The 14,234-nt window shown below is 62.8% G+C and carries 9 protein-coding genes and 1 pseudogene; 5 read left to right on the top strand and 5 right to left on the bottom strand.

Annotation, left to right across the window (positions count from 1 at the left end; genetic code table 11):
* Nucleotides 1-160 precede the first annotated feature (160 nt).
* From V7116_RS22495 to V7116_RS22475, 5 genes are all read right to left on the bottom strand, one after another.
* Nucleotides 161-916, bottom strand: coding sequence for a polyprenol monophosphomannose synthase (locus V7116_RS22495; RefSeq protein ID WP_324394231.1), 756 nt, complete (start codon nucleotides 914-916; stop codon nucleotides 161-163).
* A gap of 49 nt (nucleotides 917-965) precedes the next feature.
* Nucleotides 966-3,107: a glycosyltransferase gene (locus V7116_RS22490; RefSeq protein WP_324394230.1), complete on the bottom strand. Its 2,142-nt coding sequence runs from the start codon at nucleotides 3,105-3,107 to the stop codon at nucleotides 966-968.
* Nucleotides 3,104-4,726 (bottom strand): glycosyltransferase family 39 protein, encoded by a 1,623-nt coding sequence (locus V7116_RS22485; RefSeq protein WP_324394229.1) that lies wholly within the window; start codon nucleotides 4,724-4,726, stop codon nucleotides 3,104-3,106. Before V7116_RS22485 ends, V7116_RS22490 begins: the two co-directional genes overlap by 4 nt.
* Before the next feature lie 131 nt (nucleotides 4,727-4,857).
* Complete coding sequence (locus V7116_RS22480) at nucleotides 4,858-6,474, bottom strand: ArnT family glycosyltransferase (RefSeq protein ID WP_324394228.1); 1,617 nt, start codon at nucleotides 6,472-6,474, stop codon at nucleotides 4,858-4,860.
* A 319-nt stretch (nucleotides 6,475-6,793) separates the two neighbouring features.
* Nucleotides 6,794-7,882, bottom strand: coding sequence for an endo-1,4-beta-xylanase (locus V7116_RS22475; protein ID WP_324394227.1), 1,089 nt, complete (start codon nucleotides 7,880-7,882; stop codon nucleotides 6,794-6,796).
* Nucleotides 7,883-8,320: 438 nt separating this feature from the next.
* On the opposite strand from V7116_RS22475, the gene V7116_RS22470 reads away from it, so the two are divergent.
* From V7116_RS22470 to V7116_RS22450, 5 genes and pseudogenes are all read left to right on the top strand, one after another.
* Complete coding sequence (locus tag V7116_RS22470) at nucleotides 8,321-9,085, top strand: hypothetical protein (protein WP_324394226.1); 765 nt, start codon at nucleotides 8,321-8,323, stop codon at nucleotides 9,083-9,085.
* A gap of 53 nt (nucleotides 9,086-9,138) precedes the next feature.
* A complete protein-coding gene (locus V7116_RS22465) occupies nucleotides 9,139-9,816 on the top strand; it encodes a hypothetical protein (RefSeq protein ID WP_324394225.1) in 678 nt (225 codons plus the stop codon).
* 11 nt (nucleotides 9,817-9,827) lie between these two features.
* Nucleotides 9,828-13,436: a PKD domain-containing protein gene (locus V7116_RS22460; RefSeq protein ID WP_324394224.1), complete on the top strand. Its 3,609-nt coding sequence runs from the start codon at nucleotides 9,828-9,830 to the stop codon at nucleotides 13,434-13,436.
* 5 nt (nucleotides 13,437-13,441) lie between these two features.
* Complete coding sequence (locus V7116_RS22455) at nucleotides 13,442-13,777, top strand: hypothetical protein (RefSeq protein WP_324394223.1); 336 nt, start codon at nucleotides 13,442-13,444, stop codon at nucleotides 13,775-13,777.
* 3 nt (nucleotides 13,778-13,780) lie between these two features.
* Nucleotides 13,781-14,234: pseudogene (locus V7116_RS22450) on the top strand (hypothetical protein); the annotation flags it as partial.

Raw genomic sequence — 14,234 nt, 5'->3', positions numbered from 1 at the left:
TCTTCCCTCAGCAGAATCTAGTGTCGCCCCCTCAGCCAATCAAGTTGGAGAGGGGAGAAAAACTGTCTCAACGGGGTTTGTAGGGGCGGGTTTGCAACCCGCCCTGGGTTTAGTAAAGAGCATGAAACCCGTCCCTACAGAACGCAAGTCAAGATGTGCGCTAGACGTATGCCTCTGGGCGGCGCATCCGCGGCCTGAGGTGGTGGTGGCGCTGGCGGATCTGCCACGTGCGCAGCGCGGCTTCGGCCTGGATGTGTAAGCTCATCTTAGACTCGCCGTGCGCGCGATTCGGGAAATGGATCGGGACTTCGCGGATCGTATAGCCCAGACGGTGCGTCACGTAGGTCAATTCCACGTTGCAGACGTACCCGTTCGAGCGGATGCGGTCCAGGTCGATGCCGATCAACGTCTGGCGACGCCACACGCGGAAACCGCCCGTCGCGTCGCTCACGGGCAGGCCCATGACCATCTGCACGTAGACACTGTTGGCGAACCAGCTCAGCAGCTTGCGGGACGCGCTCCAGTCGTGATCGACCGTGCCGCCTTTGGTGTACCGCGAGGCGATCACCAGATCGCAGTCGCGGGCGGCGTCCAGCAGCGCGGGAATGTAGCGGGGCTGGTGCGAAAAGTCGGCATCCATCTGGACGATGAAGTCCGCGCCCAACGTCAGCGCCCGCTTGAAGCCCTCCACATAGGCGCGGCCCAGGCCGTTTTTCTCCTTGCGGTGCAGCACGAAAACGCGATCGGGGAAGCGCGCGGCCCAGCGATCGGCCAGATCGCCGGTCCCGTCGGGGGACGTGTCATCGACGACGAGCACGCCCAGATTCTCAACCGGAAGCGCTAGCAGCGCCTCAAGCATGGGAGGGAGATTTTCGGCTTCATTGTACGTTGGCAGCATGACAACGGTTTTTGTCATGATGATATCCCTCGTCACTTTACTTACGATTACGTTTGAACTCTGCTACTCACTGTTTGCTATCGATACGTCTGACTCGGCTTACACTACGAAACGGTGAACTGGGCAGCGTGACGCTGTCCGACTGCCAGACGACTTCATCACGCTTGCGCCGCAGCCCGGCAAACGGCTGGAACACGGACTTGACGACGCGCCACGGCGCGAGATCCACCCCGTAAAAGGCGGCCCGGCAAATCCCGCTGATGAGGAAGATGAAAAACATCAGCAGGACGACGTTCGTGAGCTGGGTGATCAGGTTGGTTTCCGGCTCCCACAGCAGCGCCCGCAGCGCGACCATGATGCCGACGGTCACATACAAAAACTGGGCCCACAGCAGGTATCCATAAAAGCCCGACTGGCGCGTCTTGCGGGTGACTTTGTAGGACGGCTTCTTGCTGCGAGAAAACAGCGCGATAAAAAACGCCTGGGTATAGGTGGGCCAGTGGCCGACCCAGTACTGCCACGTGCGCACGAGATAGGCGCTGTAGCCGCCGGACAGGATCACGTAATAGAGCAGCGTGAAGACGACCCACGGGAACAACGCCGCACCTTCGATCGGCAGGTAGTCGCCCGTCGCCAGCGAGACCAACGGCGTGAACATCATCAGCGGCGTGAAGAACACCGCCGAGGCGTAAAACAGCCCCAATTCAAGATACTGGAGCCGTTGCGCCAGCGTCAGGCCCGGTTTGCGCAGGGGATTATCGAACAGGATCAGCCGCCACGTATCGACCGCCCACGTGCCGCGCTGCTTCAGCAGGCCGGGGATGTCTTCGGGCGCGAGGCCGACCGAGAGCACCTCGTTGTGGTACTCGGAGCGGTATCCCGCGCTGTGCAGGTAGTAGGTCGTGGTCAGGTCTTCGATCACGTTCCACGTGGCGAAGCCGCCGATCTCAAGCAGCGCACTGACCCGCCAGATCACGCCGCTGCCGCAGGCCAGCGCCGCGCCGCGCCCGTTGCGCCCCGGCTGCATGATGTCGTAAAACAGCCGGTCGCGCGTGCCGAAGGGATCGCCTTCGGGGGCGGACGATTCTTTGGCAGTCTGGACCACGGCCACTTTGGGATCGTTGAAATAACCGACCGTCTTTTTGAGGAACGCCGGGTGCATCAACTCGTCGGCGTCCTGCGTGACGATCAGTGACGTCTGCGGGTAACGGCGCACGAGGTAATTCAGCACCGAGTTCAGATTGCCCGCCTTGGCGTCCTTGTGCGGGCCGGGGTGATACTGCACGCCGTGCTTGCGCGCGAGGCGCTGGATGTCGCGGCGGTGGCTGTCGTCGGAGATCACGATCACCATGTCGTCGGACGGGTAATCCACCCATTTGAGCGAGATCAGCGTCTTTTCGAGCACCTCGTACGGCTCACCATAGGTGGGAATGACCAGCGCCACGAACGGCAGCTCGCCTGGGAGCGGCGGCGCAACCTGATTGTTGCGCGGGGAAAACTGGTTGATGACGTTGATCACCAGCACGAAGTACATGCCCGCGAAGCCGACCAGATGGATCAGCGACAGGGCGTCGAACTGGTCCAGCGTCACCCGCAGCGTATGCAGCAGATAGCTCTCGCCGGTAAAGATCATCGCCACGCCCACCGCGCGGAAGGCCGTCAGGCTGTACATCCAGCGCGGCGACCATAACATCAGGCCCAGCACGATCACGATGATGAACAGGATCGGCTTCGGCCAGAGGTAGGGCCAGAGGAGCGTATTGTAGTAGAGCAGCAGCACGACGTTGACGAACGCCGCCGCGCCCACGATCAGCGCGACGCGCAACACGTGGCTGCTCGTGACGGCGTGCAGCATCTGCCGCCGCGCCAGCAGCAGCCTGCGTGCCGCAAGGATGAGGCCGGAGGCGGTCACGGCATACAGGACCACAAATGCGCCAAGCCGGGGCGTCGACAGCATACCGTACTGCCTCTGGAACAGAGTCAGCAGGTAAAGCTGAGACACGATCAGCGCCGCCGCGCCCGTCAGCGCCGCATCGCGCACGGGCGACAGCAGGCCGGGCATCCACAACTTGATCGCAAGGCCCGCGACCAGGGCATACAGCGCCCACTCACTGCGAAAATCCAGATCCAGGCGATTGAGCACGACCAGCAACAGCAGATCGGCCCCCAACAGGAAAATCAGCTTGAGAAACCAGCGCGTCTTGTTCATCCAGATCTACTCCCACACGCTCCCCTATCACCCGGCAAAAATACGCGTGTACCGATTGGATCTCCGAAACTCAAGACCTGCAGATCGCTGAAAACCATGTCGTAGCCCGCTTCGTCGAGCAGCGGCAGCAAAACAGGATTCCACTCCGGCGAGTAGTAGTCGTCCAGGATCACGACTTCCAGCGCGCAGTTGCCGATCGCGCCGCGAATCGCTTCCTCACCGAACGTGCCTTGATATTCCATGAACCACATGCTGAACCAGAGCGTGCGGCCCTCCCCACGCAGATCCAGGTAGTACTCGTACACAGTGGACCCGGCGGCCATCACGTAGCTGTTGCGGTTGAGGTCGAGCGTCTTCAAAAAGCGCACCGTTTTGGTCGCATCGGGCCAACTGTACTGGTAGCTCCAGTTCATGTTCTGGGCGTTGTTCACGAACAGGATGCTGGTGGTAAACAGCACCGCCGCAATGAACAGCCGCCGTTCACGCGCGCCGGGACCGGTCACCGTCTGCGCGTAGCGAATCGCGCGCACGACCGCGTAGCCCGCCAGTGGCGCGAGGAAAACCAACGTGAAGACATCGTGCTTCCACAGCGAGCGGATGTTGGCCGTGGTCAGGTGGTAGATCTGCATCCCGAACAGCGCGCCGACCATGCCGAGCGCGATCACGACGAACTGGACGCGGAAGCGGATCAGCGCAAAGCGCGAGACCAGACCGGCGGGCTTCATGGCGAGGTAGGCTTCGCGGATGACCAGCCCCAGGCCGATCAACGCCAGCACGACGACGATCCCGATCTCCTGCACGACGGTCGTGAGCACGTCCAGCCGGGTGGCGATCTGCGTCGCGTTTTCGGCCTTGAACACCTCGCGCAATTCGTCCTGGTAGACCACTCCATAGATGCCGACGATCAGAGCCAGCGGCAGCATGAACCAGATCCATTTGAAGCTGAGGAAGATCTTCCACAGGCTGCGGCCATCGAACAGATGCAGCACGACCCACATACCCAGCAAGGCAGGCAGCAGCAGAACGCTGATGTACTTCGCCAGGAACGAGAGCGTAAACGCGACGCCCGCCGCCGCCAGATACTGCGCTTCGCGCTCCGGCGTCAGCGCGGCAGTCACGATCAGGTAGAGCGAGACGGCCATCAGCGGCATACTCAGCGCGTCGATCACCGCCTGCTGGCCGAGGCTGATGCTCGGCCCGGTGAGGCCGAATAACAGCACCGCCGCAAGCCCCGGCAGCTCGCCAAACAGGGATCGCGCCGTGAGGTAAACGAATATGACAGCCACCAGACTCAACAACGCGCTCAACAGGCGAATGGCAACCACGCCGCCCAGCTCATCGGCCACGCCCACGATGTAGGGATAGATATAGGAGCCAAACATCCACGCAGGCGCGTTTTGGGCAAAGTTCGAGTGCAGCACTTCGTGGCCCAGCGTGGCGTAGATCGCCTCGTCTACGAACAGAGTGTTGTAGTTGATGTGGGTCACACGCAGGGCAAACGTCAGCAGCAGCAGCGCAATCAACAGGATGCGCTCCGGCTTGAGGCGTGCTTCCTGGCGGACGCTGGCATAGGTCAGCAGCCCGTCAATACTGTGTTCGGGCACATAGTTTGAGTGCATCGCAATTACTCCGCTTCGTCTGTTCCGGCAACACAAAACCCGCTATGACTACCGCCGAATCAAGACTGCAGCCGACTTACGATTGGGTCCCGCTTAAATGTTTTTGGGAAATAAATCGGGTGGAAAACGGTCTAAGAGCTGCTTGGGGACGTATTAAAACGAACAGCGCACTCGCCCGCGTTGGAGGGCACGTAAACACGGATGCTCACGGGCGACCCCGATCGCAAGCTTTCGCGGGTGGAATAGGCCAGCTGGTAGCCGGTCTGCGCGAGCAGCGGCTCCAGATACCAGTTCACTTCCGGGCTGTAAAAGTCGTCGGTGATCACGACGTCGAAGGTGCACACCCCTACCGCCGTGGTCAATGCATCCCTACCGGTGAGTCCCTGATACTCCAGGTACCACATATTCGACCAGATGCTACGACTGGCCGGGCCGAGATCAAGGTAATATTCATAAACGGCGGACGCCGAGGCCAGCACCGTATTGTTTGGGCCGAGATTGAGCGTCTTTAAGTAATCCACCGTGGTGGCGGCGTTCGGCCAGCTCCGGTGAAAATCGTCCACCTGCTGCTGCGACTGCCCAACAAACCCAAGCGCCAGCACCACTGTCGCCAGCATACCCACCACCTGTACGCCCCGGCGTAGCGGGGTGATAAGGTGCAGGCCGTTCATCAACCACTCGACGGATGCCGCGACACCGTATCCGGCCAGCGGCGCCAGGAACACCAGCACGTACACATTATGTTTGGAAATCGAGCGAATGTTGGCGGACAGGACGTGATAAAACGGCAGGATCAGGAACGACAGGAACAGCAGCCACACGCCGCCGACCAGCAACACACGGCGGCCAATGCTGCCGTCGCCATGCCGCAGCACGGAGCGAATCACAAAAAGGAGACCCACCAGCGACACCATCAGCACAACGCCCAGCTCTGCGACGGCAGTCTTCGCCACCTCGGCGCGCGTCACGATCTGGCGGGAGTAGTCGCCGGTGAGCACTTCGATCAGGTCGCTGTAGTAAATCGCCACGTAACCGCCGAACAGCACGATCAGCGGCACGGCGAAATAGACCCATTCCATGCGCGCGATCACGTCGCGCAGGCCGCGCCCTTCGCGCAGGTTGAAGGCGACGAACAGCCCCGCCAGCGCCGGGAGATAGAGCAGGCTGATGTACTTCGCCAGCATCGACACGCTGAGCGCAAGGCCCGCCGCAAACAACATCCGCTTGCGGTTGGTGCCCGGCTCAAACGCCAGCACGAGACACAGCACGCTCAGCGCCAGGAAGGGCACGCTCAGCGAATCGATCACAGACTGCTGGCCGAGCGCGATGCTGCACCCGGTCAGGCCGAAGAAAAACAATCCCCACAGGGCCGCCGTCGAGCCAAACAAACGCCGCGAGAACAAGTAAACAAAGGCGGCGCTGAGCACACTCAAGAACGCGCCCAGCAGCCGGATGCCCACTTCACCCGCCGCCGTATCGGCCAGCGCCGACAACACCGGATAGAGATAGGACCCGAAAATCCACTTGCTGGCCCCCTGCGAAAAATCGTGCCGCAGGATGTCGTGGCCCAACGTGGCGTAAATCGCGTCGTCAATGAACAGCGTGTTGTAATGGATCGGGATGATTCGCAGCAGGAAGATGGCCCCAAACAGGGCCAGCAGCAGCGCGCGCTCGGACGTGAGGCGCGGCAAGCCAACGGCGTGCAGCCGGATGGTTGAGGTGGAACGGGCGTCGGTGTTCAACTGCATAGGCGTCCACAATACCCTCGGGGACTGCTCCCTTTTGCATGCGATTTTGAGATTCTAAACTTTATCGGATTATTAGCAAACAGACACACTACACAAAAAATTTGATGTGAATCTAAAAGATAGTGCCTGAATATCATATTTCTGAAATGAGACTACAATTATGTTTTAAGATATATTAGTGAATTGAATTATTTGTATTTTATTATGTTTTATTAGCAATACTGAAAGGGGGCGCGTCGAAGGTACTATGGAGGGTGTAAGCGCGAGAATCCCGCCTGCAAAATGCGGGATTCTCGGTCAGCAACGGGAATGCGCGAGGTCAGGGCAATGGGGACTGATCCGCGGCACGATTCAGAACGTCGAGCAGCGCAAAAAAGGCCGGTTTGGGGTCGTAGAGAGGATCGAACAGCAGCGGCGCCGTCTGCGTGCCGAGCCACGTGTATTTATCCGTAAAGCCCCACGTTTCAAATGCGGTGCAGGCGGGGGCTTCCAGACAAATCTCTAACATCGCGGCATAAATCTGCGCCTGACGCTCGGCTTCGGACGGATCGCCGGAGGTACGCACGTCCATCTCGGTGATCTGCACCTGCAAACCCAGGGCCGAGAGGCGCATGATGTTGGACGCCACGTCCGCCGGGTTGGGCGGCGAATTCACATCGACGTGCATTTGCAGCCCTACCCCGTCGATGGGCACGCCGCGCTCCACGAAGTCTTTCACCATCGCGTAGATGGCGTCCGACTTGGCATTCAGCGCTTCGGCCCCGAAGTCGTTGTAAAAGAGCAGCGCGTCGGGATCCGCCGCGCGGGCCCACTCGAATGCCTTCTCGATATAGTCCGGCCCCATCGTCTGCAAAAACACGTTGGGGCGCAGGCTGCCATCATCCAGCACGGCCTCGTTCACCACGTCCCAGGCCCAGATCCGCCCCCGGTAACGTTCGACCACCGTCGTGATGTGGTCGTTCACGATCCAGGTCATTTCGCTGGTCGTATAGGTCCGGTCCGTCATCCACTCGGGAAGCTGGTTATGCCAGACGAGGGTATGGCCGCGCACCTTCATGCCGTTCGACTCGGCAAAATCGACCAGGAAATCTGCCTCCTCGAAATAGTAGGTGGTGATATCGGGCCGGAGCGGCCCCATCTTGAGCACGTTTTCGGTCGTGAGGAGGTTAAATTCCCGCGTGAGCAGCGGGGCATAGTCGGGATCGGCGCGGACCGGCAGCGGCTCGACCGCCGTGCCAATCAGGATGCCGCGCCCGGCGGCCAGATCGCGCAGGGATTTGGGCACGTCAGTTGGCGCAGCGGCACGGCTCGCAGGCCCAGACTGCCCGCGCGCCGCAATCAGCGGAATGGCCGCGATCAAAATGCAGAGTAGGAGTAAGAGAAGCCGGTGACTGCTCCAGCGTTTCATAAGATATCTCTACCCACCGTCTATTCACTTGATACCTGAACGGGGCGGAAACGTTCATCGGACGACCTGTGTGTTTTACGAACTTCACATTTGCGTATCCAGTATAGTATAAAGTCACGCGGCACGCGCGGCACGTCACCAGCCGATGATTACCCTACGACCAGCGAAACAATGCGTATAGTACTGCTTGTGTGACAGGCGTAATGCCTGTACACTGAGCTAGTATGTAAATTCAGGTTTGATAACCGGGGCGCGGCGGGGAAGCCCCGACCCGGTTCCAGGCACCATTCCAATCACTGCGCCGAGCGCCTGGTCCCATCCCCTACTGGTTTGCCTCCAGACGCCCGTCGCGCTTGCCCGTCCGCTAAGTCACGCAATCCCACTTTCGACCGCACACATACATCCTTCTGGTTTAGTCCGTTGAAGGGAAGGATCTTCATGGCCGACGATACCAAAGTGACGATTGCTGCCTGGCCCAAAGAACCGGCAGCCCTGGAGCACCACTTCACCCCAGACGAGCCGTGTCCCGTGTCGATCTCGTTCACCGAGACGCCCGCGCACGTGGTCGTGGCGACCGACCCGAAGCAGCCGCTGGCGGTCGATATGGACATGCGCGTCTCCGCGCGCGAACCGATACCGTTGTGCATCACGCTGTGCGAGCCGATTTGCGCCCGCAGCGACTATACGATCGGGATCAACGTGTTCGACAACCCGTTCGCCTCGATTCACGTGCGCGGCACGACCCGGTTCGAAGCCTGCCGCGACACCCCCACGACCGAACGCCAATGCGTCAGCTTCGACAACATCAAGGCGGGGACCGTCTTCCCGGGCAGCTTCGACCAGCAGGGTTTGAAGTTCAGCCCGCTGGGCGGCGAACTGCGCGCGGCGACCTTCGGGGAACCCGCCGGGCGGACCAAACTGGGCTTCGCCAACGCCGGGTTGCGCGTCGATTTCGGGCAGCCGGTCGAGGACGTGCTGCTGACGCTGAGCAACTACGCCAGCCCGGAGCTAAAGATCGCCGCATTCAGCGGCGGGACGCTGGTCACGGAGTTCACCGTGTCGATCTCGAACACTTTCAAGGAAGTCGCCATCAGCCAGTCCGGCATCACGTCGCTGACCGTCAGCGGCGGCAGTAACGAGGCGACGCTGGTGGAGGTGTGCTACCGGCCCGCGTCGCACGGGCCGCTGATCAGCGCCGGATAGCGCCTGTTCGTCTCCCTCACCCCGTCAACCCAGTCCGTCCGTAAGGAGGCAACATGGCGCGCAAAGACCGCACCATCAACTCGATGGAAGATCTGATGAAGGCCGTCCCACAAATCATCGACGCCGTCAACGCCGATCCGGTGCTGGCACTGCGTTTTGCCGCAAATCCACTGTTTCTGGCTGAGGAAATGGGCTATACGCTCAACCCGGAGATGATGCACTTCGCCGCGCGGCGCGTGCGCTTCCCGTCCGCCGAGACGTTCGAGCGGCTGGTCAAGCTGGAAGCGCAGGTGTGGAAAATTGCCGACGAACGTTTTGATCTTGATTCAGACCAGGACTTAGCACGGGTTTTGTTCGTCAAACTAGAACTTCCCCGGCCACCGATCCAGACGCCGGAGCAGACCGCGCAGCAGCCAGCGCGCAAGAGCCGGAAAACCAAAATGCCGCCCAAACCGGAGCCGATCAGCCCGTCGGAGCTGAAAGCGGTGCTGCCGCTGGCCGCCCCGCTGGATGCGCGCGTCATCGGGCACGAGCCGATCCCGGACCCGCTCGAACCGCTGCGCGACGCGCACCCGATCATGCCGCCGCTGCTGGAATTCCGCCAACTGGATGCCAGCGCTGCCCGACTCGCGCCGCGCCGCGTGTACGACCGCATCGCGCGCGGCGACGTCAAGCTGCCGATCACGTCCCTCAAGCTGCGTTTTAAGCCCAGCTCGCAGCAGCCGCAGTAGGAGGCGCAACGATGCCAAATCTCGGTGGTTTCGAAGTCGTCGGTGAACTGACGGTCGGCGTGCTCAACGACATTCTGAAAAGCTCGTGGGACAACGACATCATCCCGCACAGCGTACAGATCCCTGCCGGGACGATGTTCGGCCCGTACGCGCTGGCGGACGGCGTGGTCAACATCCCGCGCGACACGCTCAGCCTGACGATGGACGTTCCGGCCAACGGCGTGCGGATCACGCTGCCGTCGGAGATCCAGGTCGAGCTGGCGAACCCGCCCGTGCCCAGCGCAAGCATGTTCGCCATGACGGCGGACATCGGCGCGTCGGTTCCGATCGGCGTGCTGCCGGGCACGATCCAGGTGGCGGCACTGCTGAACGGCATCCCGCGCAGCAGCGTCAGCGCGACGCTGACCAGCGGCGACCCCGTGCCGCCGCTAACGCTGAGCCTGATCGCGGAATACGTGCACGCCCGGTACGAGGACGGCACGATCCCGCATAGCCAGACGCAGACCGGCATCCCATTTGGCGTGTGGACCGCCGACGCGTTCGTGGAAATCTTCGACGACAGCAGCAACGCCGCGCTGCGGATCGACGTCTCGCAGCCGGACGCGACGCACGTGAAGGTGCGAATGCCGTTCCACCTGCGCTTGAGCAACATCACCGCGTCGGCGGGACCGTCGCCGCTGTCGCCGATGGGCATCACCGGGCGCATCGCGCTTACGGTGGAGCTGGTCTCCGCGCCGGGCACGCTGACGGCGCGCTTTGGCTCCGCGACGGTTGCCATCGAAGACGTGGCCCCGGCGAGCGGGTCCGAAGGCACGAACTACACTGCCAACAAAACGGGCGCAAGCGTGTTCGGGATCGACCTGGAAGACCTGCTCAAAACGCAGATGCAGGCGCGCGGGCAGGCCATCGTGACCGCCATCGGCGATCAGGTGTTCAGCGTGCCGACCGTGGCGCAGATCGAGTCGTTCATCGCGGACCAGGCGCACGCGGCGATCACTGGGCGGGGCGACATCAGCCTGTGGACGCCCACCCCACCGCCCGGCAGCGACGTGACCGTCACGGACGTCAGGCCGCTGGCGCTGGCGGACGCGATCGCGTTCTGCCTGAACAACCCCGGCGGCGACACGAGCGTGATCGTCAACTTCATCCCCGCCGGGCAGACGTGCGCCATCGCCATCAACGGCGACGTCGTGATCCAGATGATCCGCGACCAGATCAACAAGCCGGAAGACGAAGGCGGCTTCGGCGGCCTGCCGCACACCGAGCACAACGTCAACGGGCACGACGCGATCGTGCACCGCATCGACGTGTCGCTGGAAACGGGCCACATCCGCATCGAGGGCGATGTGACGGTGGTGGACGCGATCGCGTGCGTGGACGTGGACGCCAGCTTCAGCGCGAACGTGGGCCTGCAATGGGTCGATAACCCCGACGGCACGCAGCAGATCCAGCCGTTCGTGATCGGCGATCCCGACGTGGACCTGTCGCTGCTGGCCTGGATTCTGAGCTTCCTGATCGGGTTCATCACGCTGGGCATCGTCGGCGGGGTGATCGCGCTGGTGCTGGTCGCGGTGGCCGAAAGCGTGGCCGAGAACATCGGCGGCGTGATCGTGCGCGACGAGATCACCGGGCAGGTGAAGGGCATCGGCGCGTGGCCGCAAACGCTGGAAGGCATCGGGGACGTGACGGCCCGGTTCGACAACCCGGTGATGATCGATCCGCAAAGCATCATGTTCCCCGACGCGTACGCGGTCAAGGCGATCTTTGCCGAGACAGTGATCGCATTCGCGGAGAGCAATGGGCCGTACACCGTCAACGCGGGTGCACCGATCACGTTCACCGGCGGGCCGGTCACAGTGGACACCGAGTACGAATGGGACTTCGGGGACGGCGGGACCGCCAGCGGGCGCGTGGCGTCGCATACCTACGCGGATGATGGGATCTACATCGCCAAGCTGAAGACGACCGTCACCCAGCCGGGCGGCGTGGTGACGCGGCAGTTCGCGCGGGTGAACGCCCGCAACGTGCCGCCGAAGGTGGACGCCGGGCCGGACATGACAATCGACGAGGGGCAGGAGGTCGAATACACCGCCGCCTTCACCGACCAGGAATGGCCGGACACGCATACCGCCGTGTTCGACTTCGGGGACGACACGCTGCCGGTGGACGGCACAATCAGCGAGACAAACAACAAGCCGGAAGCGAAAGGCACCACCACCGCCAAACACGCGTACTGTGACAACGGCGAGTACACCGTCACGGTCAAGGTGATGGACGACGACGGCGGCGTGGGCATCGACCAGCGCGTGATGACGGTGCGCAACGTGCCGCCGACCGTAGACGCGGGCGTGGATAAGTTCGCGTACCCCGGCTTCCCGATCAGCCTGGAAGCGTGCTTCACCGATCCGGGCTGGTGCGATACGCATACGGCGGTATGGGACTTCGGGGACTGCACGCCGCTGACGCCCGCCGTGGTGCACGAGACGCACGAGCCGCCGCAGGGGGTCGGCGTGGCCGCCGCCGCACACGTCTACCAGCACTGCGGCACGTACGTCGCGCGGTGCATCGTCACGGACGACGACGGCGGCGTGGGCGCGGACGAGGTGATCGTGCGCGTGGTGCGCCTGAAGAACACCGACTTCGAGGGCGGATTCCGGCAGCGGCTGGTGGGCGAAGTCGCTAACGACTGGGAACCCTACGGCACCCTGCCCGGCGGCGAACGCACCAATACGTTCACGCCCGGCGGCGCGGGGCAGTTATTCCGGGGCGAGGAAATCATCGTGCACGGCGGGCAGCGCTCGCAGCAGATCGGGGACAGCCGCGCGTTCCGCGCCGGGTTGATGCAATCCATCGGCGCAAACGTGGGCTGGGACTACCAGATCAGCGCGTGGTATCACCTGGACGAGCGCGGCGGCGGGGTCTGCCGACTAGGCGTCGATCCAGCGGGCGGAACCGATCCTGACGCGGCGACGGTGGTGTGGTCGCAGGGGGCAGAACAGCGCGACTGGGCGATGCTGCTGGTGCGCGTCACGGCGAGCAAACGGCGGATCACGGTGTTCCTCGAATCGATCACGCGCGAGGAACGCACCATCGCGTACTTCGACGACGTGGAGCTGATCCCCTACCCGTGCCCGATCCACGAGTGCGCGCCGGAAGAAGAACCGCCGCCGCCGAAGGATCAGCGGGCGTGCGTCGGCTGGGGGGACGAACGCAAGCCCACCCGCCTGCCCGACGACTACGAAAAGGGCGGGTTCACCTTCAAGTCGCGCAGCAGCATGCCGCTGATGATCGCGTTCTGGGGCGACCCGGCCAACCAGGGCAAGCTCCAGTTCCCGGAGGAAGGCGTGGAGATCGCGCTGCCGTTCGAGGCGAATCACGTCATCGCGCGCGTGCAAAGCGGCACGTCCAAACCGATCGTGCTGACCGCGTACGACGCGGACGGCAAGCAGGTCGGGCAAGCCGCCTCACCGCCTAACTCGCAGGGACTCGTCACGATCACCGTGGAGGCGGAGGGTATCATCCGCGTGGTGATTTCGGGCGGGGGCAACGAAGGGCTGTTGATCGAGTTGTGCATCGCACAGATCGCCCGCAAGCCGCAAGACAAGCCGGGCAAGGAGTAAACGACATGGCCGACGAGCAAACCATCCACATCGTGAGCTGGCCGCCAGAACCGGCCCGGCTCGCGCACGAGTTCGCGGAGGGCGATCCGCTGTCCGTGTCGGTGGGCTTCGAGGATACGCCCGCGCACGTGATCGTCGCATCGCTGCCGGAGCGCCCGCTGCAAGTCGCCATGAACATGGCCCTGCGCGCGGCGGAACCCGTGCCGCTGTGCATCAGCCTGTGCGAGCCCATTTGCATCGACAGCAGCTATACCATTGGCATCACCATCTTCGACCGTCCGGTTATTTCAATCACGATCCGGGGCCGGACGCGCCTGTCCGGCTGCCGGGAGGAGCTGTAAGCCATGAGCGAAGAACCGACCAAAAAGCCCCGCTCCGCACCCAAATCTACGCGCGCGCGGCGGGCGGCGTCCAAAGCCGCAGCGCCGATCGATAACGCCACCGTCCCCGCACCCTCCGGCAACGGCGACGGCGGATCGTCGCGGCTATCGGGCCAGCTCGACCTGCTGGCGGGCATGGCGGGCACGACCTCGCAGATCGTCACGCGCGCCGCTTCGATCCTGGAGGAAGAAATCGCCGCCGGGATCAACGCGACGCAGAATATCGAGGAGCGCGTAATCGACGTGGACCGGCTGCGCAGCGCCGATTCACAGGCGGTGATAAAGCGCTTCCGCAAAGACGCGCACGACGTGGTAGATATCTTGCTCGATCTGGTGAACGTAGCGACCAACACCATGACCGACCTCAGCGAGCGCGCGGTCAAGATCGGGCTGGGGCAGCCGCGCGGCGGCAGCACAG

Origin of the sequence: Aggregatilinea sp. (assembly GCF_036822615.1) — a bacterium.
Classification (GTDB): Bacteria; Chloroflexota; Anaerolineae; order Aggregatilineales; family Aggregatilineaceae; genus Aggregatilinea.
The sequence above is the reverse complement of the archived record's forward strand: the minus strand, read 5'-3'. Positions and strand labels throughout refer to the sequence as shown.